Source organism: Streptomyces eurythermus (assembly GCF_014649115.1).
Lineage (GTDB): Bacteria > Actinomycetota > Actinomycetes > Streptomycetales > Streptomycetaceae > Streptomyces > Streptomyces eurythermus.
Window position 1 is genome coordinate 491,189 of the sequence record NZ_BMSK01000004.1, and the last position, 23,623, is coordinate 514,811.

Below are 23,623 nucleotides of genomic sequence, written 5' to 3' on the forward strand. Positions count from 1 at the left end.
ATCCTCCTGTCGCGGTCAGACCGGCCGCCGGCGACCCGGCGCCCGGTCTCGAACACTGCTTCCAGTCTACCGGCGGCCACTGACAATCGGGCGGCCGCGGAAGCGAGCGAATCCCCAGCTCACGCAGGAAATTGGCGTTCCGTCACCGGTGGTGGGGATGAGGCTGCCGAGGCGTCATGAATTCGAACAGAGCCGGTACCGCGTACCGTGTCGCCCATGGAGATCTGGATCAACCCCGCCTGCTCGAAGTGCCGTGGCGCGCTCGCCCTGCTCGACGCCGAGGGGGCCGAGTACACCGTGCGGCGGTACCTGGAGGACGTGCCGAGCGAGGACGAGATCAGGGCCGTACTGGACCGGCTGGGCCTGGAACCGTGGGACATCACCCGTACCCAGGAAGCGGAGGCCAAGGAACTCGGGCTCAAGGAGTGGCCGCGCGACGCGGACTCCCGGGACCGCTGGATCGCCGCGCTCGCCGGGCACCCCAAGCTGATCCAGCGGCCGATCATCACCGCGGACGACGGGACGGCGCTGGTGGCCCGCAGCGAGGAGGCCGTGCGGGAGGCCCTGGCCCACAGCGGGCGCTGACGACTCCCGCCACACCGGAGTCCCGTACGGGAGACCCGGTCGTACGCAATCCGCGCGGCCGGGACCGCTCCCCCTCACCACGTGACCCTCGGCACACAAACATCAGGTAACACGGGGTTCACATTCGGGCAATGGCCGGGAAACCGCCTGTTGGCAGGCTGCCCGCAGTTCGAGCGGCGCCCCAGTGCCGCAGCGCCGCGGCATCCGCCCAGGCGGACGCACCCGACCCACCCCCGAAGGATGTGGCCCCCGTGACCTTCAAGGCCGAGTACATCTGGATCGACGGCACCTCGCCGACGGCCAAGCTCCGTTCCAAGACGAAGGTCATCCCGGGTGCCCCGGCCGGTCTCGACGCGCTGCCGCTGTGGGGCTTCGACGGCTCCTCCACCAACCAGGCCGCGGGCCACTCCTCGGACTGCGTGCTCAAGCCGGTCTTCACCTGCCCGGACCCGATCCGCGGCGGTGACGACATCCTGGTGCTGTGCGAGGTGCTGGACACCGATCTGACCCCGCACCCCACCAACACCCGGGCCGCGCTGGCCGAGGTGGCCGAGCGGTTCGCCGCGCAGGAGCCCATCTTCGGCATCGAGCAGGAGTACACCTTCTTCGAGGGCTCCCGTCCGCTCGGCTTCCCCGAGAACGGCTTCCCGGCCCCGCAGGGCGGCTACTACTGCGGTGTCGGCGCCGACGAGATCTTCGGCCGGGACGTCGTCGAGGCCCACCTCGACAACTGCCTGAAGGCGGGCCTCGGCATCTCCGGCATCAACGCCGAGGTCATGCCCGGCCAGTGGGAGTTCCAGGTCGGCCCGCTGGCCCCGCTGGAGGTCTCCGACCAGCTGTGGGTGGCCCGCTGGCTGCTGTACCGCACCGCCGAGGACTTCGGTGTCTCCGCGACCCTGGACCCCAAGCCGGTCAAGGGCGACTGGAACGGCGCGGGCGCGCACACCAACTTCTCCACCAAGGCCATGCGCGAGGGCTACGACGCCATCATCACCGCCTGCGAGTCGCTCGGCGAGGGCTCGAAGCCGCTGGACCACGTGAAGAACTACGGCGCCGGCATCGACGAGCGCCTGACCGGCCTGCACGAGACGGCCCCCTGGGACAAGTTCTCCTACGGCGTCTCCGACCGGGGTGCCTCGGTGCGCATCCCGTGGCAGGTCGAGAAGGACGGCAAGGGCTACATCGAGGACCGCCGCCCGAACGCGAACGTCGACCCGTACGTGGTGACCCGCCTGCTGGTGGACACCTGCTGCGCCGCGCTGGAGAAGGCCGGCCAGGTCTGACCCGTCCCGCACCTTCCGGGGGCGCCCGCCGTGACGGCGGGCGCCCCCGTCGCGTGTCCGTACGCCACTTCCGAGAGCGGCTGTCGGCCCCGCCGAGGCGGCCGGCCCTGTGGACCCGTCCGGAATATGAGACGGCCCGCCGGCCCGCCTCGGCCCGCTCCAGGCCGCTGAACAGGGCAGAAAGCCGGGGCCCGGAGGGGTTGTCACGTCGGTGACACATCAAAGAAGCGTCCAAGCAGTGAGAGGAGACTCCTGCCCGCCGCACGGCTCTGCTTCAATGGGACCATGGCCAGCATCCAGCAGATCACCGCGACGGGTCGCTACGACCTCCAGCCGTTCTGGCCTTCCCGTCAGCACCACGACTTCGACCGTGTGTGTCGCCCCGCGATGAACGCGCGGGCCCTCTAAAGCCGTACCCCCGGCCTTCGGCCAGCGCGAAACGACGTACGTCCTCCGGCGACGCCCGACCACGAATCGGGGCCGCCGCACCTTCCGACGAACTCCTCGCGCGAAAGAGCTGACCTCTCATGGCGACCACCCGATCCCTCTCCACCGCCACCCTGCCCGCCTCCGCCCCGAACGGCACCCGGCACCGGCTGCGCGCCGTAGACCGGGACGAGGCGGTCCACGTGGCGGACTTCCTGCCGCCGGGCGCCACCTGGCTGCCCGCGCCGCAGCACACCCTGCCCACCCTGCCGGGCCAGCCGCCGATGGTCGGCTACCTGGTACTGGTCCCCGCCGACCAGCGGCCCCCGTTCCTGCCGGTCGCCGTACCCGACCAGCCGGAGGCCCCGGCCGGGCGCACCGAGCCGGACCCCGGCACCGAGCCGCTGGTGCGGATCGACCCGGTGCGGCGCACCGCCAGCGTCGAGGGCCGCGAACTCGACCTGACCTACCTGGAGTTCGAGCTGCTGGCCCACCTGGTGGCGCACCCGCACCGGGTGCACACCCGCGACCAGCTGGTCACCACGGTGTGGGGCTACGGCCACGTCGGCGACGGCCGCACCGTGGACGTGCACATCGCCCGGCTGCGCCGCAAGCTGGGCGACCGGCACCGCCAGTCGATCCAGACCGTGCGCCGGGTCGGCTACAAGTACACCCCGCCGACCGCCCGCTGACCGTTCTGCCCTCGGCAGAGCCCCGCGCGCACACCGCCCCGGACCGGGCAGGATCACCGGCATGAGACTTCTCGTGCTGGGCGGAACGGAGTTCGTGGGGCGGGCCGTCGTCGAGGCCGCGCTCGGGCGGGGCTGGGAGGTGACCGTCTTCCACCGGGGACGGCACCAACCCCCGGCCGGAGCGCGGTCGTTGCACGGCGACCGCACCGCGCCCGACGGCCTGGCCGCGCTCACCGCCGACCGATCCGGCTGGGACGCCGTGGTGGACACCTGGTCGGCCGCCCCGCGTGCCGTGCACGAGGCGGCCCGGCTGCTGCGCGGCCGGGCCGGACGGTACGCGTACGTCTCCAGCCGGTCGGTGTACGTCTGGCCCTGGCCGCCCGGCGCCGCGGAGGACGCCCCGCTGGTGGAGGGCGCCGCCGACGCCGGGGCCACGGACTACGCGGCCGACAAGCGCGGCGGGGAGCTGGCCGCCGTCGGCGCCTTCGGCGCGGCGGACTCGCTGCTGGTGCGGGCCGGGCTGATCCTCGGCCCGCACGAGAACGTGGGCCGGCTGCCCTGGTGGCTGACCCGGATCGCGCGCGGCGGCCCGGTGCTGGCGCCCGGCCCGCGCGAGCTGCCCCTGCAGTACATCGACGCCCGGGACCTCGCCGACTGGCTGCTCGGCGCCCTGGAACGCGGCCTGTCCGGACCGTACAACCTGGTGAGTCCGCCCGGTCACACCACCATGGGCGAGCTGCTCGACGCCTGTGTGCGGGCGACCGGCGCGGACGCGGAGCTGCGCTGGACCGATCCGGAGGCGATCCTGGCCGCCGGGATCGAGCCGTGGACCGAGCTGCCGGTGTGGGTGCCGCCGGGCGGCGAGACACACGGCGCCGTGCACGGCGCGGACGTGTCACGGGCGGTGGCGACCGGGCTGGTGTGCCGCCCGGTGGCACAGACGGTCGCGGACACCTGGCGCTGGCTGAGCGGGCTCGGCGGCACCGGGCCGCTGCGCCCGGACCGCGCCCGCCCGGGCCTGGACCCCGAGGTGGAGGCGAAGGTGCTGGGCCTGGACCAGGGTGTACCTGGCACCACCCCCTGACGTGGGGCTCCGCCCAGTGACCGGGCCCGGCGTACCGGCCAGACTGGCGGCATGAACACCGACGTCCAGCGGGACGACTTCCGCGCCCGCACCCGGCAGGCGGTGCTGGCCGCCGTGCGGGGGCTGGTCCTGGCCCTGGCGATGCCGCCGGTGACGGTACTGTGCTTCGCCTTCACCCTCGTGTCCCTCGAACTGCTCCCGCTCGGCCTCGGCCTGTTCCTGGTGCCCCCGGTGTTCGGCGCGGTGCGCAGGTACGCGCGGGCCCGGCGGGAGCTGGCCGCCGAGTGGGGCGGGGTGGTGATCCCGGTGGTGTACCGGCCGGTGCCGCCGGGGGCGGGCCCGTGGACGCGTACGGTCACCCTGCTGCGGGACCCGCAGTCGTGGCGGGACCTGCTGTGGCTGCTGACCGACATGACCGCGGGCCTGGTCACCGCGCTGCTCCCGGCCGTGCTGCTGTTCAACCCGGTCGAGGGGCTCACGCTGGCGGCCGGGCTGTGGCGGGCGTACGTACACGGGCCGGGCGACACCTACTGGTACCTCTTCGTGCCGGTCACCGGGCAGGCGAGCGCGCTGCTCGCCGGCGCCCTCGCCGCCGTGCTGCTGGTGCTCGCCCACCGCTTCGCCCCGTCGCTGCTCACCGCGCACTTCCGGCTCACCCGGGCCGTCCTCGGCGGCGGCCGGGGCGACCTCACCGAGCGGGTACGGGTGCTGACCGAGACCCGGCGGGACGCGGTGGACACCTCGGCCGCCGAACTGCGCCGGATCGAACGGGACCTGCACGACGGCGCGCAGGCCCGGCTGGTCGCCATGGGCATGGACCTCGGCACCATCGAGATGCTGGTCGAACGGGACCCGGCCGCGGCGAAGAAACTGATCGCGCAGGCCCGCCGGAACTCCGCCGAGGCCCTGGAGGAACTGCGCGACCTGGTGCGCGGCATCCATCCACCGGTCCTCGCCGAACGCGGACTCGGCGACGCGGTACGGGCGTTGGCGCTACGGCTGCCGCTGCCGGCCGAGGCGACGGTGGAGCTGTCCGGCCGGGCGGAGGCCCCGGTGGAGTCGGCCGCCTACTTCGCGGTCAACGAGGTGCTGACCAACGCCGTCAAGCACTCCGGTGCCGACCGGATCTGGATCGACGTGCACCACACCGACGGCCGGCTGCGGCTCACGGTCACCGACAACGGGAGCGGCGGCGCGGCGGTGGGGGCCGGCTCGGGGCTCGCGGGGGTGGAGCGCCGGCTGGGTACATTCGACGGCGTCCTGGCCGTCAGCAGCCCCGCCGGCGGTCCCACCATGGTGACCATGGAGATCCCGTGCGTGTTGTCCTAGCCGAAGACCTCTTCCTGCTGCGCGACGGGCTGGTGCGGATGCTCACCGCCTACGGCTTCGAGATCGCCGCGGCCGTCGAGACCGGCCCGGAACTCGCCGAGGCGCTGGAGGAGTTGACGCCGGACGTGGCCGTGGTGGACGTACGGCTGCCGCCCACGCACACCGACGAGGGCCTGCAGTGCGCGCTCGCCGCCCGCCGGGCGCGGCCCGGGCTGCCGGTGCTGGTGCTCTCCCAGCACGTGGAGCAGCTGTACGCGCGCGAGCTGCTCGCCGACGGCAACGGGGCGATCGGGTATCTGCTCAAGGACCGGGTGTTCGACGCGGAGCAGTTCGTGGACGCCGTACGACGGGTGGCGGCGGGCGGTACGGCCATGGACCCGCAGGTGATCCAGCAGCTGCTGTCCCGCCGGTCGGCCGACGACCGGCCGCTCGCCCGGCTGACCCCGCGGGAGCGCGAGGTGCTGGAGCTGATGGCCCAGGGCCGCTCCAACGCGGGCATCGCGGCCCAGCTGGTGGTGACGGAACGGGCGATCGCCAAGCACACCTCCAACATCTTCGCCAAGCTGGGCCTGGAGGTCTCCGACGACGACAACCGGCGCGTCCTGGCGGTGCTCGCCTATCTGGACCAGGACCGGTGAGCCGCCAACTCCACTGATCCGGAAGGCAATTCGCGAGACCGGTGAACACCTCCGGGGCGGCGTCCGTATGAAAGGGCGCCGCTTCACTCCTGTCGGGCGCCTCGGTGCCGCCCCACAAGGACGTCAGAGGAGTTCCATGGGACGCAACACACGACAACGCCGTAAGCCGCCGGCCGTCAAGGCCCTCGCCGCAGCGGCGGCCCTAGCGCTCGGCGGGGGCGGGCTGCTCTGGGCGAACTTCCACGCCTCGGCGCACGAGCCGGACCAGCGGGCCTGGGGAGGCGAGCAGACCAAGGCCGCCACGGCCCAGGTCGCGACCGTCTCCTGCCCGGACGTCGGCCAGCGGCTGACGAACGTGCCGGAGCCGGCCCGGCAGGGCGTGGCGCGGGAACTGGCCGGTCTGGACCGGCAGATCACCGAGGCGTACGCCCGGCTCGCCGCCACCCGGGACGCGCAGGCGAAGGACCCCGGCTTCGTGCGGAACGCGATCACCGGCCCCCTCGGCGAGAAGCGGGCGGCGACGATCGACCGGATCCGGATCACCATCCAGCGGGCCGGCGGGTCCTTCGACGACGCGCTGAAACAGCTCGCCCCCTGCACGACGCGGAGCACCGACCGGACCGACGCGGGCGGCGGGCAGCAGAACGGGCAACAGCCGAACGGCGGGCAGCAGCAGAACAACGGCGGGCAGCAGGGTGGCATCGGCGGGCAGGCCGGCAACGGCCCCGTCGCGGCGGACTTCGTGGACATCACCAAGGTCGCGCCGAACGTCCAGGGCACACCCCGCCGGACCGGCAACGCCTCGACCGGCACGTTCACCACCCGCTGCGGGGTGAACGCCAACAAGAACCACAACACCGACAACGTGATCGTGGCGCCCGGTGTCACCAACGGCGCGCACCACCTGCACGACTACGTCGGCAACCAGAGGATCGACGCCTTCGCGAGCAACCAGACGTTCCTCCGGGGCGGCACCAGCTGCCAGAACCGCGACGACCTGTCGTCGTACTACTGGCCGGTGGTCCGCGTCCAGGACGGCACCCGGGACTTCGACCAGAACGCCGACGGCGGCGGCAAGGAGGGCAACGTCGGCCGGATCCTGACCCCGGTCCAGGCCGAGATCAAGTACGTCGGCAGCCCGGCGGGCAAGGTCGTCGCGATGCCGCGGTTCCTGCGCGTCATCACCGGTGACGCCAAGACCACCACCAACGGCCTCGCCAACGCCAACGCGCACTGGAGCTGCACCGGCTTCGAGAACAAGGTGCAGCTCACCGAGCGGTACCCGATCTGCCCGCAGGGCAGCAAGGTGGTGCGCTCGTTCGCCTTCCAGAGCTGCTGGGACGGGCGGAACACCGACAGCGCCAACCACCGTACGCACGTGGCCTTCGCCGACCCGGCCAGCGGGGTCTGCCCGAACGGGTTCAAGGCGATCCCGCAGCTGACCATGCGGCTGGTCTACGCCGTTCCCCCGCCGGTGATCCGCAACGGGCAGGTGCAAAACGCCTACGCGGTGGACGGCTTCCCCGAGCAGCTGCACAAGCCGGCCACGGACCACGACGACTTCATCAGCGTCACCCGGAACGGACTGGCCGAGAAGATCGCCAACTGCCTCAACCGCGGTCAGAACTGCGCGTGACCCCCACCACGGGCAGCTGACCGAAGGCCGGTGACGTCCCCCTCGTCACCGGCCTTCGCCCTGCCCGCGACCGGCTCAGCCGCCGTGCGCGTGGTGGTCGGCGCCCGCCTCCAGCTCGCCGCCCAGCGTGCCGCGCAGCGCCCGGACCACCTCCTCGTCGCCGACGGCGACCCACTTGCGGCCGACCAGGTAGTGGCCGCCGTAGTCCTTGGCCTCGTCGGTCCACTCGCGCCGGCCCCGGTCGGTGGCGAAGGTGGCGAGGACGAACCGCCCGCGTGCCGTACGGCAGATGGCCTGGCGGATCTCGTCGGCGTCGGTCTGCACGTCCGGCTCGCACCGGACCTCGGCGGCCAGTTCCTCCAGGCTGCCGGTCGCGGTGGGCGGCACCCGGCCGGTGTCCTCGCCCGAGCCGCAGCCCGCCAGCGCCAGCGCCAGCAGTACGGCCGCGGCGGGCGCGAGTCGCGTCACCCTCATCTGTCCCTCCGGTCCTGGTGTGCCGGGCAGGCCCCGGCCCCCACGGATACGGCTCCGGGGCCCGGCGCGCTCAAATCCGGTGACCAGGTACGCACGCGTGTGCGAGGGTGGCCCGGTGAACCAAGACTGGGAAGACCGCGTGGCCGCCGCCTGGGCCTCGTTCGACGACTATCCGCAGGAGCGGGCGCACGAGTTCCGCGCCCTGATCGACGCCCTCGTCGCCGAACTGCCCGCCGGCAGCCCGCTCGGCCCGTTCGAGCAGGCCTGCGCCTGGGACTCGACCGGGCACTCCGACAAGGCGGTACCGCTGTACCGGGAGGCGCTGGCCCGCGGCCTCACGGGCTACCAGGGTCGCCGGGCGAAGATCCAGCTGTCCAGCAGCCTGCGCAACGTCGGGCAGCCGGAGGAGGGCGTCAAGCTGCTCACGCCCGAACTCGACGCGCCGTCGGACGAGTTGGACGACGCGGTCCGGGCCGCCCTCGCCCTGTGCCTGTCCAGCCTCGGCCGCGACCGCGAGGGCCTGTCCCTGGTGCTCGGCGCACTCGCCCCGCATCTGCCGCGCTACCAGCGGTCGATGGCCAACTACGCGCGCGCCCTGGTCGATCCGGAGGCCTGAACCGGCCGTCGGGCGGTGACCGACCTGCGGGTCGCTCGTTCTTCCGGACGTGCAGTCACAGGATCTCTCCCAGCGCAAGGCTCCCTCCGCCGGTCCCGGCCCGGTCGACGCCGAGCAGGCCGAGGCCGTGCTCGCCGAGCACTACCCCCGGCTCGTCCGGCTCGCCTACCTCGTGCTGCCACCGGGCCTCGGCCGCGGCCGCCGCGTGCTGACCGCACACGCCCTCGCCCAGCGCGCGCTGCCCCGGGGCCGCAAGCAGCCGGCCCCGATCCCGGCCCAGGGCGGCGGCCGGGCGGACGACCCGGGGTACGCCTATCTGCGCGAGCGGGTGCTGCGCATGGCCCTGGCGGCGGCCCGTCCCCGCCGGGGCCTGCCCCGCCTGGCCCAGCTGCCGCCGCCGCTGCCGCAGGTGTGGGGGCTCAGGCTGTTCCCGCGCTCCGGCGGCGCCGACGAACTCGCCCTGGACCAGCGGCTGTCCACGCTCTCCGGCCCGGCTCGCGCCGCCTACGTGCTGCGTGGCCTGGAGCAGTTGTCCGACGCGGACATCCGCAAGCTGCTGAAGGCGGCCGGGGTGTCCGACCCGGGGGGCGCGCTGGCCTCGGCGAACAGTGTGCCCGCGCATCCGGGGCTGCTCTCCTCCCCCGAGTTCGACCCGTGCACCCTCCAGGCCCGGCCCACCGATCTGATGCGCCGCCGCCAGCACACCAAGGCCGCCCTCGCCGCGGCCGCCGCGCTCGCGATCTGCGGCGCGCTGGTCGCCCTGCCGGGCGGCGGCTGGGGCCCGGACGGCGCCGCCGCGCCCGTGTACGCGGGGAACCCCGCCGCCGAGGCCGCCCTCGACCCGGGCAGGCTGACCCGGGCCGCCCCGGACGCCTGGCGGACGGCGGACCGTACCGACTTCTCCGTGTGGCCCGCGCGCGGACCGCTCACCGGTGACCAGGCCCTGCTGCGCCGCGCCCTGGCCGTGTGGGCCCGCCCCGGCAGCGGCGTCCGGGTCTCGGCGACCCCCGGCACCCCGACCGGCGGCCCGGCCGGCCCGCCGCAGCTGCTGTACGCGGGCGAGGTCGACGCCGCCCGCGTGGTGCTCCTCTACGACGGCCTGCGCATCGCCCGTTACGCCGAGCCGAAGGACGGCACGCAGGGCGCGGCCGTGGACTTCGCCCGGGTCGACGGCGCGACGGGTGCGGGGGCGAGCGCGCTGGTACTGGGCCGCTCCGACGCCAACGTCCGCTATCTGACCGCCCCTTGGGTGACGAAGGCGGCCCAGCGGGATCTGACGAAGCCGGACTCGGCCGCCGTCCCGCTCCCGCTCGCCGACGGCGTGACCGGGCCGCTGGCCAGCCCCGCCCTCCAGTCCGGCGGCTGCGCCTCGTGGACCGTGCTCCAGCTGACCGACGCCTCCGGCACCCACCTGGGCACCGACCTCGGCGAACTGGTCCCGGCCCGGCTGACGGCCGGGCGGCCCGGCGCGGCCAAGGACGCCTCCGGTCCGCGGGGGCTGCGCACCTGGGCGCCGTTCGCCTGCTCACTGGCGGCCATGCGCTCGGCGGGCGTCCGCAGCGTGAACGCCTGGGAGTTCGCCGAGCAGCCGCTGCCCGGCGCGAGCGAAGCGAGATGGGGGTCCCCCCGCCCGGAGGGTGGCGGAGGGTCCGGCACCTGGGTGTGCACCCGGGCGGAGACCTGGCGCGGGGACGGCACGGCCGCGCTGGCCCAGTTCCGGGCGCCGGGCGGGGCGGCCGGGGCGGTCGTCGCCAAGGGCGCGGACGTGCCGGCCTGCGGGCCGCGTGACCCCCGGGTGCTGGCCGGGGTGCTGTGGAAGTCGGCGGGCGGGAACTGGTACCTGCTGGCGGCGGGCAGCAAGGACACGGCGTCGATCGAGGCCACGGGCGGGGTCACCGCGTCCGGGCAGGGGCCGCTGCTGGTGGCGCGGGCCGAGCAGGGGGCGCGGGCTGAGCTGAGGGGCGTGTCGGCGGACGGGCGGGAGCTCAGCGGCCTGCGGTAGCGGCGCCGGTGAGGTCCGCGGTGGCGGCGCCGGCGTCGACAAGGTGGGGCGCGGGGGGTTCTCAGCCGCGCTACCCGTCAGTACATTGACGCCATGTCTAATACGCAGGCCCGGGTGCCGCTCAAGGCACGCCATGTGTCCTTCTCCTGGGACGGCACACCGCTGCACTGGGTGCCGGGGGATCCCTTCACCACGCACACCATCAACGTGCTGCACCTGCTGCTGCCCGCCGGGGAGCGCTGGTTCGTGCGGGTGTACAAGCAGGCGCTGCCGCTGATCCGGGACGACCGGCTCCGCGAGGACGTCATCGGCTTCATCGGGCAGGAGGCCGTGCACTCCCAGGCGCACGACGAGGTGCTGCCCCACCTGAGGGAGCTGGGGCTGGACCCGACGCCGTACACCGCGCAGGTCGACTGGTTCTTCGAGAAGCTGCTCGGCGACCGGACGCTGCCGCCGGGCAGGCCGCGCCGGTGGTGGCTGCTGGAGCGGGTCGCGCTGATCGCCGCCATCGAGCACTACACGGCGTTCCTCGGGAACTGGGTGCTGAACGCCGGGGAGCTGGACCGGCGCGGCGCCGACCCGGTCATGCTGGACCTGCTGCGCTGGCACGGCGCGGAGGAGGTCGAGCACCGCTCCGTCGCCTTCGAGCTGTTCACGCACCTCGACGGAAGCTACCGCCGGCGGGTGCGGACCTGGGCCACCGCCTTCACCGCGCTGGTGTTCCTGTGGCAGCGCGGGGCGCGGTTCTTCATGGAGAACGACCCGACCCTCACCGACGGCAGGGCCACCCTCAAGGACTTCCACGACCGGGGCCGGCAGGGCGTGCTGCCCGGGACCGGGGACATGCTGCGGTCCATACCCCGCTATCTGAGCCGCTCCTACCACCCCTCGCAGGAGGGCGACACCGAGCAGGCGCTCGCCTATCTGGCGGCCTCCCCGGCGGCCACGGCGGCGGAACGGAGGGCCGCGTGATGCCGGCGCCGCGCACCGCCGCGCTCGTCGCGGGCGCCACCGCCGCCGCCCTGCTCACCCGGCGGGCCCTGCGCCGCCGGGTGCGCACCTCGCCGCTGTGGCCGCTGCCCGCCCTGGACCCGCCGGTCTCCGGCCGGTCCCGGCCCCGCCCCCTGCGGCTGCTGCTCACCGCGCACGAGACCGTCGCCGACGGGGTCGTACGGCTGCGCCTGGAGGGCCGCGAGCTGCCGCGCTGGGAGCCGGGGGCGCATGTCGACCTGGTGCTGCCCTCGGGGCTCGTCCGGCAGTACTCCCTGTGCGGGGACCCCGGGGACAGCTCCGCGTACACCCTCGCCACCCGGCTGGTGGCGGACGGCCGGGGCGGCTCCCGCGAGGTGCACGAGCAGCTCACCGAGGGCATGGAACTGGAAGTGCGCGGGCCGAGGAACCGTTTCCCCCTGGTCACGGCGCCCGCCTACGTCTTCGTCGCCGGCGGCATCGGCATCACCCCGGTCCTGCCGATGCTGCGGGCCCTGCCGGACGGCACCGAGTGGCGGCTGCTGTACGGCGGGCGGACGCGGGCCTCGATGCCGTTCCTGGACGAGGTGGCAAAGCTCGCGGGCGACCGGCTGACGGTGGTCGCGGAGGACGAGGACGGGCGGCCGGACCTGGCCGCGCTGTTCGCCGGGACGGCCGAGGGCACGGCGGTGTACTGCTGCGGCCCCGAGGGCCTGATGGCGGCCGTGGAGCAGGCGCTGCCCGAGGGGGCCACGCTGCACCTGGAGCGGTTCGCGCCGCGTACGGCGGACGGCCCGGACGCCGCCTTCGAGGTGGAACTGCGCCGCAGCGGGCGTACGGTGACGGTCCCGGCCGGCTCCAGCGTGCTGGCCGCCGTGCGCCGGGAGCTGCCCGGCACCGCCTACTCCTGCGAGCAGGGCTTCTGCGGCACCTGCCAGCAGCGGGTGCTGGAGGGCGAGGTCGAGCACCGGGACGAGCTGCTGACGGACGCCGAACGGCACGACTCGATGCTGATCTGCGTGTCCCGGGCCCGTGGCGACCGGCTGGTGCTCGACATGTGATCACCGACGGCCGAATCCGCTCGGTAAGGTGTTCGTATGAGGACCGGGGTTCGCCGCAGAATGGGCGTCGAGGAGCGTCGGCAGCAGCTGATCGGCGTCGCCCTGGAGCTGTTCAGCCAACGCTCGCCCGACGAGGTCTCGATCGACGAGATAGCCACGGCGGCGGGCATCTCGCGCCCGCTGGTGTACCACTACTTCCCGGGCAAACTCAGCCTGTACGAGGCCGCGTTGAAGCGGGCGTCGGAGGATCTGGCGAGCCGCTTCGACGAGCCGCACGAGGGACCGCTCGGCGCCCGGCTGCTGCGGGTGATGGGCCGCTACTTCGACTTCGTGGACGAGCACGGCCCCGGTTTCTCGGCGCTGCTGCGCGGCGGCCCGGCGGTCGGCTCGTCGGCGACCAACGCCCTCATCGACGCCGTGCGGCAGGCCGCCTACGACCAGATCCTGTCGCACCTGGGCGTGACCGAGGCGTCCCCGCGGCTGGAGCTGGTGGTCCGCTCCTGGATCTCGCTCGCCGAGTCCACGGCCCTGATCTGGCTGGAGGGCCGGCGGGTGCCGCGCGCCGAGCTGGAGGTCCAGCTCGTGCACGACTTCGCCGCGCTGGCCGCCGTCGGCGCCGTCCACGACGAGGACATGGCCGAGCTGCTGCGCACGATGGTGAAGGACGAGCCGGCCGACGGCCCCTTCGCGGTGCTGGCCGGCCGGCTCATCGCCCTCGGTTCCTGAGCGGGCGCCCCTAGCCGTCGGACTTCCGGTACGACGGGTCGAGCTCGCGGATCTCCGCGGAGGCGTGCAGGGTGAACGCCCCGTCCGTCACGTACTTGCGCAGCAGCTCCACGGCCGTCTCCGTCAGCCGTGCCTTCGTCTCGTCGGTGCGCCCGGCGAGCAGCCCGATGGTCACGTGCGCGACGGCGTGCCCGCGCGTCCCCGGGGCCTCGTACCCGTACGCCGTGAACGCGCTCGGCCGGAACTGCGTCTTGCACGCCTCCGGCCGCGCCGCCGCGATCTCCACGGTGGCCTCGTGCAGCGCCCGCGCGAAACCCTCGCGGTCGAAGGCGTCCTCCATGAGGTCCGAGTAGTCGATGGTGATCTGCGGCATGCGCACTCCTGTTCTACGGCAACGGCCTCACCCTAGTTCCCCGCCCGGGTGAACACCGCGACGGTCCGCGCCGGGACGCTGAACGTGCCCGAACCGGCCGTGTACGACGAGGACTTCACGGTGGCGTCCGATCCCGTGGCCTGCACGGGGTGGAGGGTGTAGGGGGTGCCGGCGAGGGCGTCGACGCGCTGTTCCTGCCGTTCGGGGGTGGCGTTGAAGACCACGACCAGGCCGCCGAGCCGCATGGTGATCACGCCCGGGGTCTCGTCCTTGCCGGACAGCGGGAAGGAGAGGCGGTCCTGGACGTCGGCGGTGGTGGCCAGGGAGAAGGCCTTCTCGGTGGTCCGGATCCTCAGCAGGTCCCGGTAGGCGGCCGAGGCGCCGGTGATCTCCGGGCAGCCGACCTTGACGGTGGTGAGCAGGGGCCTGGCGTAGTCCCACTTGGACCGGTTGTCGGCCGCCGGGGGCAGCCCGCGGCCGAAGCCGTTGCCGTCGGCACAGTCCCAGTGAATGGCGTTGAACCAGTCCCCGCTGTCGAAGGAGTTGCGGTCCAGGGACTTCGAGCGCAGCAGGTCGCTGCCCGCCTGCGACAGCGCCGGCCCCTGGGAGAGGGCGGCCGTGGCCATGGCCAGGACCTGCATCCGGGCCCGGTCACCGGCGGACGCGCCCTTCGGCAGCTTGTAGGCCAGCGCGTCGAACAGCGACTCGTTGTCGTGCGCGTCCGCGTAGGCCAGGGCGTCACCGGGGGCCTCGGCGTACCCGGCGGGCGCGCCGTTGTAGTCCACCTCCGCACCCGTGACCTGCCGGCCACCGGTGTCCGTGAACCGGAACCCGGCGAGATTCCCGGTGAGCCCGACCTTGATCAGGTCCTGGTAGTGCAGCAGCCGGGCCTTCTGCTCCTCCTTCGTGCCGTTGGCGGCGGAGGTGTTGGGGTCGGTGTACAGGCCGGAGGCGAAGCCCTGCACGCCGGGGTCGGCGTCGAAGGGGGTGCCGCCGCGCACCGCGTCGCGGGCCCGGTCGGAGAAGGTGGCGATGCCGGTACCGGCCATGTTCTTCTGCGTGGCCTGTACGAAGCGGGCGTCGTCGGCGACCTCGCCGAAGTTCCACCCCTCCCCGTACAGAATGATCTTCTTGCCGTCCACGCCGTCCTTCTCGGGGGTCAGCGCGTCCAGGGCCTTGCGGACGGCCAGGATGTTGGCCTTGGGGTGGTGGCCCATGAGGTCGAAGCGGAACCCGTCGACCTTGTACTGCCTGGCCCAGGTGACGACCGAGTCCACCACCAGCTTGCCCATCATCGCGTTCTCGGGCGCGGTGTTGGCGCAGCAGGTGCTGTTCGCCACCGACCCGTCCGCCAGCAGACGCTGGTAGTAGCCGGGCACGATCCGGTCCAGCACGGAGGTGTCCGCCTGCCCGCTCGCCGCCGTGTGGTTGTACACCACGTCCATCACGACCCGCAGCCCGTCCTGGTTGAGCGCCTGCACCATCCGGCGGAACTCCACCGTCCGGGCCGTACCGTCGGGATCGGTGGCGTACGAGCCCTCCGGGACCGTGTAGTGGTACGGGTCGTACCCCCAGTTGTACGCGTCCTTCGCGGCCGTCTTGCCCACGCACTCCTGCTGCCGCTCGGAATCCGCCGGGAAGGCGGCCGGGTCGCAGTCCGGGACCGCCTGGTCCGCCGTGCGCTCGGGGATTCCGGCGATGTCGAAGGCGGGCAGCAGGTGCACGTACGACGTCCCCGACTCCGCCAGCTTCCGCAGGTGCCGGGAGCCGTCGCTGTCCTTGTCGGTGAACGCCAGGTAGGTGCCCGGGTGCCGGGAGGTGCGGTCCTCGACGGAGAAGTCCCGGATGTGCAGTTCCTGGATCTGCGCGTCCCGCAGCGGCACGGCCTTCGGCTTGCGCAGCGCCGGCCAGCCCGCCGGGGCCAGGGACTTGTCGTCCAGGTCCACGACCAGGCTGCGCCCGGAGTCCGCGGTGAGCGCGACCGAGTACGGGTCGGTGACCTTGTTGGTGACCACCTTGCCCGCGCCGGGCGCCCACACCTTCACCACGTACCGGTACGGCTTGCCCTTCCAGGACGCCGGCCCCGTGACGGACCACACGCCCGTGGAGTCGTCCCGGCGCATGCTCTTGACCGAACCGTCCAGCTCCAGCGACACGCTCCGCGCCGTCGGGGCCCACACGGACAGGGTGGGCCTTCCATCGTGGAACACCGGCCCCAGGTGCGCCTTCGTGGCATCCGGGTAGAGGTCGTCCAGCACCCCGGCGATCTGCACACCGGTCGCCGCCAGTACAGCCCCGTTCTCCGCCCGCTGCGAGACGACCAGCTGTCCCTTGACCGCTTCCCGCACCCGGTCCCGGTCGCGTGGGTCGACGGACCAGGCGGTGTAGTCCTTCAGGTGCGGGAACCTCGCCTTCTGCGCGTCGGTCAGGGTCGTCTTCCCCAGCCTGATCCAGCGCTCGTCGTCGCTGCTCAGGGTCCCGCCCCGGACGGTGAGGGAGCCGTCGAGGGAGTAGAGCAGCTGGGTGGAGGCGGCGCCCGCCACGCCGTTCCAGGCGACGGTGTCCCGGTCGATCCACACCGCCTTGGAGGTGGTGAGGTCGAGGGCGGCGGCGGTGCCGGCCGGCTGCGGCAGCAGGTGCTTCTCCTGGCCGTTCACCAGCCACACCTCGTGGCCGTCGGCCTTGAGGTCCAGGCTCTGGTCGGCCGGGAGGTCCTTCTCGTCGCCGTTGTGGATGATGTAGCCGAGGTGGGTGGCACCCTCGGTGAGGGGCACCTCGAAGACCGCGCCATAGGCATCAGTCTTCACCGGCTTCAGCGGCTGCGACCAGTCGGTGGGGTGCGCGGCGCCCGTCCAGACGTGCAGGCCCCAGCCGTCGTAGTCCCCGTCGGCGCGGTGGTAGTGCAGGACGGCCTTGGCCGGGTCCTGGGCAGGGTAGTCCGGCCGCTCGGTGCGTACGTCGGTCTTCCCCTGCTCGATCCACACCTCGCCGGTGCGGGTGACGTCGATGGACCGGTCGGCGGACACGTCCTTGTTCCCGTCCTTGTCGACGACCAGGAAGCCGACGTTCGAGGCGCCCGGCTTGAGCTTGACGTAGGCGAAGGCACCGTAGGCGTCCCGGCCGATGAAGGGGTGGCCGGCCGGCCAGGTGGTGGCCTCGCCGTCGGCCAGGTCGCCCCAGGCGTACAGGCCCCAGCCGTCGTAGTCGCCGTCGGCGCGCTTGTAGTGGACGATGGCGTGGTCCCGGGAGGAGGCCCTGGGGACCTCGGGCGGGGGCGGGGCGCCGGTGGTGCTGCTCGCCGTGGCGCTCGCGGTGTGCCCGGCCGAGTCGATGACGACGGCCTTGTAGCGCAGGGCGGTCCCGGCGGGCACGTCGGTGCCGAGGGTCTGGGTGACCTGGTAGGGGGCGTGGTCGGCGGAGCCGAGCGTCTGCCACTTGCCGTTGCCGACCTGGGCGGCGAAGACGACCCGGTTGAGCTGTCCGCCGTCGACGTCGGCCTTGAGGTCGACCGTTCCGGTGGCTCCGGCGGCGGGGGCGGTCAGGGTGACCGCCGGCTCGGCGGTGGGTTCGGCGAGGGGGCCGGCCGCCTTGTAGACGACGGCGGATCCGGCCGGGACGGTGACGGTGAGCTTCCGGTCGCCGTCGGAGCGCACCGAGCCGGTGGCGCCGTGGATCCCCCGGTACGTCATGTCCGGCGACCCGGTCGCGAAGGTCGCCGTCCGCTGTGCGCCGGCGTTGTTGAAGGCGACGATGTACTCCTGGCCGGAGGCGGCGTCGGTGCGGGTGAAGGCGTAGATCCCGGGGCCGTCGGCCGCGTACCGCTCGGTCTGCACGCCGTCCGTCAGGGCCGGTTCGGCCTTGCGGAGCCTGGCCAGGTCCGCGATCTGCCGGTACAGCGGGGCGCCGGTGTCGTAGGCGGCGCTCGCGTGGGTGCGGTCGGTGCCGATCTCGTCGTCGTCCAGGTAGTCGGCGACCTCGGAGGCGAACATGGTCTGGCGGGCGTCCTTGTCGCCGCCGGAACCGGTGAAGCCCTGCTCGTCGCCGTAGTAGACGACGGGGTTGCCCCGGCTGAGGAACATCAGCTCGTTGGCGAGCCGGTCCTTGGCCAGGATCTCGGCGTCGGTCGCGTTCGGGTTGTCCTGCTTCAGGAAGGTCCCGATGCGGCCCATGTCGTGGTTGCCGAGGAAGGTGACCTGTTCGTAGGCGTTGGCCTTGTCGGTCGTGTACCGGTGGTCGGCGCCGAAGACGGCCGCCAGCTTCCGGGCGCTGCCGCCCTGGGAGGCGTAGGCGCGGGCCGCGTCCTGGAAGGGGAAGTCGAGGGTGGCGTCGAGCCGGCCCCGGGTGACGTACGGGGCGGTGACGGCGGGGTCGGCGGAGTAGACCTCGCCGAACATGAAGAAGTCCTTCCGGCCGCGCTCGGCCGCGTAGCGGTCCAGCGCGGTGGCCCACTGGGTCCAGAACTCCATGTTCACGTGCTTGACGGTGTCGATCCGGAAGCCGTCGACGGCGAAGTCCCGCACCCAGCGCTGGTAGATCCGCTCCATGCCGTGGACGACCTCGGGCCGCTCGGTCCACAGGTCGTCCAGGCCGGAGAAGTCGCCGTAGGTGGTGGACTCGCCGGTGTACGTGGAGTCGCCCCGGTTGTGGTACATCGCCGGGTCGTTGAGCCAGGCCGGGACCTTGGCCCGGCCGGCCGCCCGGGGGGTGTACGGGAAGGAACCGGTGCCGACGGGCGGGAACTTCCCCGTGCCGTCGGCGTGGCCGGCGTCGTCGAAGGGCCGCCCGTCCTCGGTCAGGTAGGGGAAGGCGCCCTTGGAGAGGTAGTCGTAGGACTTCTCGTCGTGGTCGACGACGTCGGCGGTGTGGTTGGTGATGACGTCGAAGAAGACCTTCATGCCCTTGGCGTGCGCCTTGGAGATGAGGTTCTTCAGGTCCTGGTTGGTGCCGAAGTGCGGGTCGACCTGGGTGAAGTCGGTGACCCAGTACCCGTGGTAGCCCGCCGAGGCGTTGCTTCCGGTGCCCTGCACGGGGCGGTTCTTGAAGATCGGCGCCAGCCAGATGGCCGTGGTGCCGAGCCCCTTGATGTAGTCCAGCTTCCCGGTCAGGCCCTTGAGGTCGCCGCCCTGGTAGAAGCCCTTGTCGGCGGGGTCGTAGCCGGTGTCGAGGCGGGAGCCGGTCAGGCCGCCGCGGTCGTTGGCCGGGTCGCCGTTGGCGAAGCGGTCCGGCAGGACGAAGTAGAACTGCTCGCGGGTGGCGTCGTGCCGGGCGGGTACGGCGGCGAGCCGCGCGTCCGACGGGGGTGCGGGCGGGCCGGCCGCGTGGGCGGCCAGGGGCGGCAGCAGGGTGGCGGCGAGGGCCGCGGCGGTGACGGCCGCGGCTGACGCGCGCCGCCGGGTACGGCGCCTCGGCGGCGCCGGCCATCTTGGTATCACGGGGGTGACTCCTCAGCAGTTCGGCTTGCCGGCGTAGAGCGCGAGGGCGGTGTCGGCGGCCAGGGTGGCGGTGAACCGGCCGCCGGAGTCGACGGTCACCGGCTTGTTGCCCTGCACGTCGCAGTACGTCCCGGCGGGCAGGGAGGTCTGGTAGGTGCGGGTCGTGCTGCCCGGCTCGTGGTTGATGGCCACGTAGCCCTTGGCGCCCCGGCCGAAGGCGATCCAGTTGCCCCCGTTGTCCCACCAGTTCGTGACCGCCTGGCCGCGGGTCGCGTTGCGGAAGGCGACCATGGACCTGATCTCCGGCCAGGCGTGCTGGCACTTCCAGCCGTTCTGCCAGCAGGCGTCGACCCGGCCGCCGTTGGGCGGGCCGGCGTCGGCGTCCGACCACTCGTAGCCGGAGTTGACGTCCGGGGCGCCGTACGGCCAGGCCAGCATGAAGACGTTGGCCAGGGTGTAGTTCGCGCCGCTCTTGTAGTTGAGCGTGCTGCCGTTGCGCTCGGTGTCGTGGTTGTCCACGAAGACACCCGCGGCCGAGCCGCTCAGGTAGCCCCAGCCCTCGCCGTAGTTCTTCAGGTACGCGAGCTTCTCGGCGGTGAAGACCCGCTTGAGGTCGTAGGCGTAGCGGAATTCCTGGACGTCTCCGTTGCCGGTGTACTCGGAGGGCTGGACGGCCTCGCCCGCGCCGTAGATGACCTCCTGCTTCCAGTAGACCGACGGGTTGGTCAGACGGCTCTTGATGTTCGCCAGGTCCGCGGCCGGTACGTGCTTGGCCCCGTCGATCCGGAAGCCGTCCACGCCCAGGCTCAGCAGGTCGTTCAGATAGCCGGCGAGCGTCTTGCGGACGTACTCCTCGCCGGTGTCCAGGTCGGCGAGGCCGACGAGTTCGCAGTGCTGGACGTTCCAGCGGTCGGAGTAGTCGGACACCTGGGCGGTGCAGTCGTCGAAGTCGGGGGCCGAGTACAGGCCCGGGTAGGTGTACTTGGTGTACGACGAGCCGCCGGTGCCGGTGCCCGAGCCGGCCGACATGTGGTTGACGACGGCGTCGGCGACGACCTTCACCCCGGCCGCGTGGCAGGTGTCCACCATGTTCCGGAAGGCCGTGCGGTCGCCGAGCCGGCCGGCGATCTTGTACGACACCGGCTGGTACGACGTCCACCACTGGGCGCCCTGGATGTGCTCGGCGGGCGGGGAGACCTGGACGTATCCGTAGCCGGCGGGGCCGAGGGCGGTGGTGCACTCCCTGGCCACGGAGGCGTAGTTCCACTCGAAGAGGACGGCGGTGACGTCCTTGGTGCCGGGCGGGGCGGCCTCGGCGGTAGTCGGGGTCATGCCAATCAAGGCGGCGGCGGTGAGGGCGACCGCCATGGGGAGTGTGCTGCGTGCCATGTGGGGTCCTTCGACGCTGAAGGCAGTGGGGACCGCTGAAGCCGCTTGCTGAAAGCTTCGGCGGACTTGCGGTGACGCAGAGGGTAAAGGCCCGGCCCGCCGCCCGGAAGGCAGCGGGCCGTCGTGAAGGTGGTACGTGAAACGTCTCCGACGGGGCGTCAGGGGGCCGCGCCGGTGGGGGTGTCAGCGCTGCGCGGTCCACCAGACGGTGGTGTCGGCGGGCACCTTCGTCCCGCCGTCCGCCTCGGTGACCTCGCCGCTGGCGAGCAGCACCCGGCCGTAGGACGGGAGCGTCACGGACTCGCCGGTGGTGTTGGCCACGCACACGAAGTCGCCCCGCCGGAAGGCCAGGACGCCCTCCGGCGCGCGCAGCCACTCCACCGACTCGCCCGCGCCCAGGTCCGGCCGCTCCCGGCGGACCCGCAGCGCCGACCGGTACAGCTCCAGCGTGGAGCCGGGAACCCCGGTCTGCGCCTCGACGCTGAGCTCGGCCCAGACCGGCGGCTGGGGCAGCCAGCTGCCGCCGTCGCCGAAGCCGTAGGAGGAGCCCGTACGGGTCCACGGGATCGGCACCCGGCAGCCGTCCCGGAAGCCGTCCTGGCCCGCGCCGCGGAAGTACGCCGGGTCCTGGCGCACCTCGTCGGGCAGGTCCACGACGTCCGGGAGGCCCAGTTCCTCGCCCTGGTAGAGGTAGGCCGAGCCGGGCAGGGCGAGCATCAGCAGGGTGGCGGCGCGGGCGCGGCGCAGGCCCAGCTCGCGGTCGCCGGCCGTGCGGATCTGGGTGCCGAGGCCGGGCGGGTTGGCGAAGCGGGTGGCGTGCCGGGTGACGTCGTGGTTGGACAGCACCCAGGTGGCGGGGGCGCCGACGGGGCGCATCGCGTCCAGGGTGCGGTCGATGACCGTCCGCAGCTCCTTGGCGTCCCAGGCCGTCCCCAGATACTGGAAGTTGAACGCCTGGTGGAGTTCGTCGTGGCGGACGTAGTTCGCGGTGCGCTCGACGGTCGGGGTCCACGCCTCGGCGACGAAGATACGGTCACCCGAATACTCGTCGAGGATGCGGCGCCACTGGCGGTAGATGGCGTGCACGCCGTCCTGGTCGAAGAACGGCATGACGTCGTTGCCCAGCAGCTTGACCTGGTCGTGGGCGCCGAGGTCGGGCAGGCCCTCGGCCTTCACCAGGCCGTGGGCGACGTCGATGCGGAAGCCGTCCACGCCCATGTCCAGCCAGAAGCGCAGGATCGAGCGGAACTCGTCGCCGACGGCCGGGTGGTCCCAGTTGAAGTCGGGCTGCTCGGGGGCGAACAGGTGCAGGTACCACTCGCCGGGGGTGCCGTCCGGCTCGGTCACCCGGGTCCAGGCCGGGCCGCCGAAGATGGACTCCCAGTCGTTGGGCGGCAGTTCGCCGTTCTCCCCCTTGCCGGGGCGGAAGTGGTAGCGGTCGCGCAGCGGGGAGCCGGGGCCCTCGGCGAGGGCGCGCTTGAACCACTCGTGCCGGTCGGAGGAGTGGTTGGGGACCAGGTCCACGATGACACGCAGGCCGTGCGTGTGGGCGTCGCGGATCAGCGCGTCGGCGTCCAGCAGGGAGCCGAACATCGGGTCGACGGCACGGTAGTCGGCGACGTCGTAGCCGGCGTCGGCCTGCGGGGAGGCGTAGAAGGGGCTGAGCCACACCGCGTCCACGCCGAGGTCGCGCAGGTACGGCAGGCGGGAGCGTACGCCCTCCAGGTCGCCCATGCCGTCGCCGTTGCTGTCGGCGAAGCTGCGCGGATAGACCTGGTAGATGACCGCGTCCCGCCACCAGTCGCGGCGGTCGGCGACGGAGACGGTGGCGAAGTGGCGGGCCGGTGCGGCGGAGTGCTGCTGGCTCATGGCGTCCTTGATACGTAACTGGGTCATGACGGGCGGTCGTTGAGGGGCCGGGGTGATGAGGCGGGCCGCGGTGGCAGCGGGGTCGGATGGGCCACCGCGGCCCGCCTGGCCTGGTACGGGCCTCAGCCCTTGGTGCCGCCGGCGGTGAGGCCGGTGACCAGGTTCCTCTGCACGAGGTAGAAGAACACCGTCACCGGTATCGCGATCAGCACCGCGGTGGCGGCCATGTAGTTCCACTGGGCGTCGTGCTCGCTGACGAAGGTCTGCAGGCCGACGGCGAAGGTGTACTTGGAGTCGTCCAGCAGGAAGGTCGTCGCGAAGGCGACCTCGCCGACGGCGGTGATGAAGGTGTAGAACGCGGCGACGGCCAGGCCCGGGCGGGCCAGCGGCAGGATCAGCCGGAAGAAGGTGCCGAAGGGGGTGAGCCCGTCCACCCGCCCGGCCTCGTCGATCTCGAACGGGATGGTGTCGAAGTACCCCTTGAGCAGCCAGGCGCTGTACGGCACGGCGGTGGAGCAGTTGATGGCGATCAGCGCCCAGTAGGTGTCGATGAGGCCGAGCTCGCTGAAGATCTCGTACATCGGCACGATCAGGATGGCGATCGGGAAGGCCTGGGTGAGCAGCAGGACCCACATCAGCGGCTTGTAGCCGGGAAAGCGCATCCGGGAGACGGCGTAGCCGGTGGTGGCGGCGACGAGGACACCGACCACGGTGGTGCCGAGGGCCACGATCAGCGTCGACTTGAACCAGTCGAGGAAGCCGGTGTGCTGGAGCACGAAGCCGTAGTTGGAGAAGGTCAGCTTGCCCGCGATGCCGCCCGGGTGGAGGTAGTCGTCCTTGTCCGGGCCGAGGGACAGGTAGCACAGCCAGGCCACCGGGGCGAGGGCGATCAGGCTCGCCAGGGCGAGGCCGCCGTGCAGCAGGGCGGTGCCGAGCGGTCCGCGCTCGCCGCGCCGGCGCGTGCGGCGGACGGGTACGGCGGCGGGGGCCGGGGCGGTCTCGGTGGTGTCCAGGGTCGTGGTGCTCATGGCGGCGGCTC

General features: G+C 72.9%; 19 protein-coding genes. 13 read left to right on the forward strand and 6 right to left on the reverse strand.

Annotated features, from left to right (window positions below; all coding sequences use genetic code 11):
- Window positions 1-216: 216 nt before the first annotated feature.
- The 8 genes from IE251_RS10120 (at window position 217) to IE251_RS10150 (ending at window position 7,673) form a co-directional block, all read left to right on the forward strand.
- Entirely contained in the window at window positions 217-585 is a 369-nt protein-coding gene (locus tag IE251_RS10120; RefSeq protein WP_189752554.1) for an arsenate reductase family protein, read from the forward strand.
- Window positions 586-836: 251 nt separating this feature from the next.
- On the forward strand, window positions 837-1,868 hold the full coding sequence (gene glnII / locus IE251_RS10125; protein WP_189752555.1) for a glutamine synthetase: 1,032 nt from the start codon (window positions 837-839) through the stop codon (window positions 1,866-1,868).
- 285 nt (window positions 1,869-2,153) lie between these two features.
- Window positions 2,154-2,276, forward strand: a complete 123-nt coding sequence (locus tag IE251_RS41680; RefSeq protein WP_267925127.1) for a hypothetical protein — start codon at window positions 2,154-2,156, stop codon at window positions 2,274-2,276.
- A gap of 119 nt (window positions 2,277-2,395) precedes the next feature.
- Window positions 2,396-2,986, forward strand: coding sequence for a winged helix-turn-helix domain-containing protein (locus tag IE251_RS10130; protein WP_189752556.1), 591 nt, complete (start codon window positions 2,396-2,398; stop codon window positions 2,984-2,986).
- 61 nt (window positions 2,987-3,047) lie between these two features.
- Window positions 3,048-4,070 (forward strand): NAD-dependent epimerase/dehydratase family protein, encoded by a 1,023-nt coding sequence (locus tag IE251_RS10135; RefSeq protein ID WP_189752557.1) that lies wholly within the window; start codon window positions 3,048-3,050, stop codon window positions 4,068-4,070.
- A gap of 51 nt (window positions 4,071-4,121) precedes the next feature.
- Window positions 4,122-5,399 (forward strand): sensor histidine kinase, encoded by a 1,278-nt coding sequence (locus IE251_RS10140; protein WP_189752558.1) that lies wholly within the window; start codon window positions 4,122-4,124, stop codon window positions 5,397-5,399.
- A complete protein-coding gene (locus tag IE251_RS10145; protein WP_189752559.1) occupies window positions 5,384-6,037 on the forward strand; it encodes a LuxR C-terminal-related transcriptional regulator in 654 nt (217 codons plus the stop codon). Before IE251_RS10140 ends, IE251_RS10145 begins: the two co-directional genes overlap by 16 nt.
- Window positions 6,038-6,173: 136 nt before the next feature.
- Window positions 6,174-7,673, forward strand: a complete 1,500-nt coding sequence (locus IE251_RS10150; protein ID WP_189752560.1) for a DUF1996 domain-containing protein — start codon at window positions 6,174-6,176, stop codon at window positions 7,671-7,673.
- Window positions 7,674-7,748: 75 nt separating this feature from the next.
- Here IE251_RS10150 and IE251_RS10155 read toward each other — a convergent pair whose 3' ends face one another.
- Window positions 7,749-8,147, reverse strand: coding sequence for a hypothetical protein (locus tag IE251_RS10155; RefSeq protein ID WP_189752561.1), 399 nt, complete (start codon window positions 8,145-8,147; stop codon window positions 7,749-7,751).
- A 97-nt stretch (window positions 8,148-8,244) separates the two neighbouring features.
- On the opposite strand from IE251_RS10155, the gene IE251_RS10160 reads away from it, so the two are divergent.
- The 5 genes from IE251_RS10160 to IE251_RS10180 all read left to right on the forward strand — a co-directional run bounded on the left by IE251_RS10160 (window position 8,245) and on the right by IE251_RS10180 (window position 13,521).
- Window positions 8,245-8,763: a tetratricopeptide repeat protein gene (locus IE251_RS10160; RefSeq protein ID WP_189752562.1), complete on the forward strand. Its 519-nt coding sequence runs from the start codon at window positions 8,245-8,247 to the stop codon at window positions 8,761-8,763.
- A gap of 49 nt (window positions 8,764-8,812) precedes the next feature.
- On the forward strand, window positions 8,813-10,765 hold the full coding sequence (locus tag IE251_RS10165; protein WP_189752563.1) for a hypothetical protein: 1,953 nt from the start codon (window positions 8,813-8,815) through the stop codon (window positions 10,763-10,765).
- Between the two features lie 93 nt (window positions 10,766-10,858).
- On the forward strand, window positions 10,859-11,737 hold the full coding sequence (locus IE251_RS10170; RefSeq protein ID WP_189752564.1) for a metal-dependent hydrolase: 879 nt from the start codon (window positions 10,859-10,861) through the stop codon (window positions 11,735-11,737).
- Complete coding sequence (locus tag IE251_RS10175) at window positions 11,737-12,795, forward strand: PDR/VanB family oxidoreductase (RefSeq protein ID WP_189752565.1); 1,059 nt, start codon at window positions 11,737-11,739, stop codon at window positions 12,793-12,795. The genes IE251_RS10170 and IE251_RS10175 overlap by 1 nt, the downstream gene beginning before the upstream one ends.
- Window positions 12,796-12,831: 36 nt before the next feature.
- Window positions 12,832-13,521, forward strand: a complete 690-nt coding sequence (locus IE251_RS10180; protein WP_189752566.1) for a TetR/AcrR family transcriptional regulator — start codon at window positions 12,832-12,834, stop codon at window positions 13,519-13,521.
- Between the two features lie 10 nt (window positions 13,522-13,531).
- On the opposite strand, the gene IE251_RS10185 is transcribed toward IE251_RS10180, so the two are convergent.
- The 5 genes from IE251_RS10185 to IE251_RS10205 all read right to left on the reverse strand — a co-directional run bounded on the left by IE251_RS10185 (window position 13,532) and on the right by IE251_RS10205 (window position 23,612).
- Entirely contained in the window at window positions 13,532-13,894 is a 363-nt protein-coding gene (locus tag IE251_RS10185) for a 5-carboxymethyl-2-hydroxymuconate Delta-isomerase (RefSeq protein WP_189752567.1), read from the reverse strand.
- A gap of 32 nt (window positions 13,895-13,926) precedes the next feature.
- The gene (pulA, locus tag IE251_RS10190; protein ID WP_189752568.1) at window positions 13,927-19,326 is read right to left on the reverse strand and encodes a pullulanase-type alpha-1,6-glucosidase; all 5,400 of its coding nucleotides are present in this window, start codon (window positions 19,324-19,326) and stop codon (window positions 13,927-13,929) included.
- 12 nt (window positions 19,327-19,338) lie between these two features.
- The gene (locus tag IE251_RS10195) at window positions 19,339-20,715 is read right to left on the reverse strand and encodes an alpha-amylase (protein WP_189752569.1); all 1,377 of its coding nucleotides are present in this window, start codon (window positions 20,713-20,715) and stop codon (window positions 19,339-19,341) included.
- A 183-nt stretch (window positions 20,716-20,898) separates the two neighbouring features.
- Window positions 20,899-22,584 carry a glycoside hydrolase family 13 protein gene (locus IE251_RS10200; RefSeq protein WP_189752599.1) on the reverse strand — a complete coding sequence of 562 codons (1,686 nt, stop codon included), beginning with the start codon at window positions 22,582-22,584 and terminating at the stop codon, window positions 20,899-20,901.
- A gap of 122 nt (window positions 22,585-22,706) precedes the next feature.
- The gene (locus IE251_RS10205) at window positions 22,707-23,612 is read right to left on the reverse strand and encodes a sugar ABC transporter permease (RefSeq protein ID WP_189752570.1); all 906 of its coding nucleotides are present in this window, start codon (window positions 23,610-23,612) and stop codon (window positions 22,707-22,709) included.
- Window positions 23,613-23,623: the final 11 nt, after the last annotated feature.

Bases quoted from the DNA above. Each gene is read 5' to 3' on its own strand.
- IE251_RS10120 (WP_189752554.1), top strand. From the start codon at position 217: ATGGAGATCTGGATCAACCCCGCCTGCTCGAAGTGCCGTGGCGCGCTC.
- IE251_RS41680 (WP_267925127.1), top strand. From the start codon at position 2,154: ATGGCCAGCATCCAGCAGATCACCGCGACGGGTCGCTACGACCTCCAG.
- IE251_RS10130 (WP_189752556.1), top strand. From the start codon at position 2,396: ATGGCGACCACCCGATCCCTCTCCACCGCCACCCTGCCCGCCTCCGCC.
- IE251_RS10135 (WP_189752557.1), top strand. From the start codon at position 3,048: ATGAGACTTCTCGTGCTGGGCGGAACGGAGTTCGTGGGGCGGGCCGTC.
- IE251_RS10140 (WP_189752558.1), top strand. From the start codon at position 4,122: ATGAACACCGACGTCCAGCGGGACGACTTCCGCGCCCGCACCCGGCAG.
- IE251_RS10150 (WP_189752560.1), top strand. From the start codon at position 6,174: ATGGGACGCAACACACGACAACGCCGTAAGCCGCCGGCCGTCAAGGCC.
- IE251_RS10155 (WP_189752561.1), bottom strand. From the start codon at position 8,147: ATGAGGGTGACGCGACTCGCGCCCGCCGCGGCCGTACTGCTGGCGCTG.
- IE251_RS10170 (WP_189752564.1), top strand. From the start codon at position 10,859: ATGTCTAATACGCAGGCCCGGGTGCCGCTCAAGGCACGCCATGTGTCC.
- IE251_RS10175 (WP_189752565.1), top strand. From the start codon at position 11,737: ATGCCGGCGCCGCGCACCGCCGCGCTCGTCGCGGGCGCCACCGCCGCC.
- IE251_RS10180 (WP_189752566.1), top strand. From the start codon at position 12,832: ATGAGGACCGGGGTTCGCCGCAGAATGGGCGTCGAGGAGCGTCGGCAG.
- IE251_RS10185 (WP_189752567.1), bottom strand. From the start codon at position 13,894: ATGCCGCAGATCACCATCGACTACTCGGACCTCATGGAGGACGCCTTC.
- IE251_RS10195 (WP_189752569.1), bottom strand. From the start codon at position 20,715: ATGGCACGCAGCACACTCCCCATGGCGGTCGCCCTCACCGCCGCCGCC.
- IE251_RS10200 (WP_189752599.1), bottom strand. From the start codon at position 22,584: ATGAGCCAGCAGCACTCCGCCGCACCGGCCCGCCACTTCGCCACCGTC.
- IE251_RS10205 (WP_189752570.1), bottom strand. From the start codon at position 23,612: ATGAGCACCACGACCCTGGACACCACCGAGACCGCCCCGGCCCCCGCC.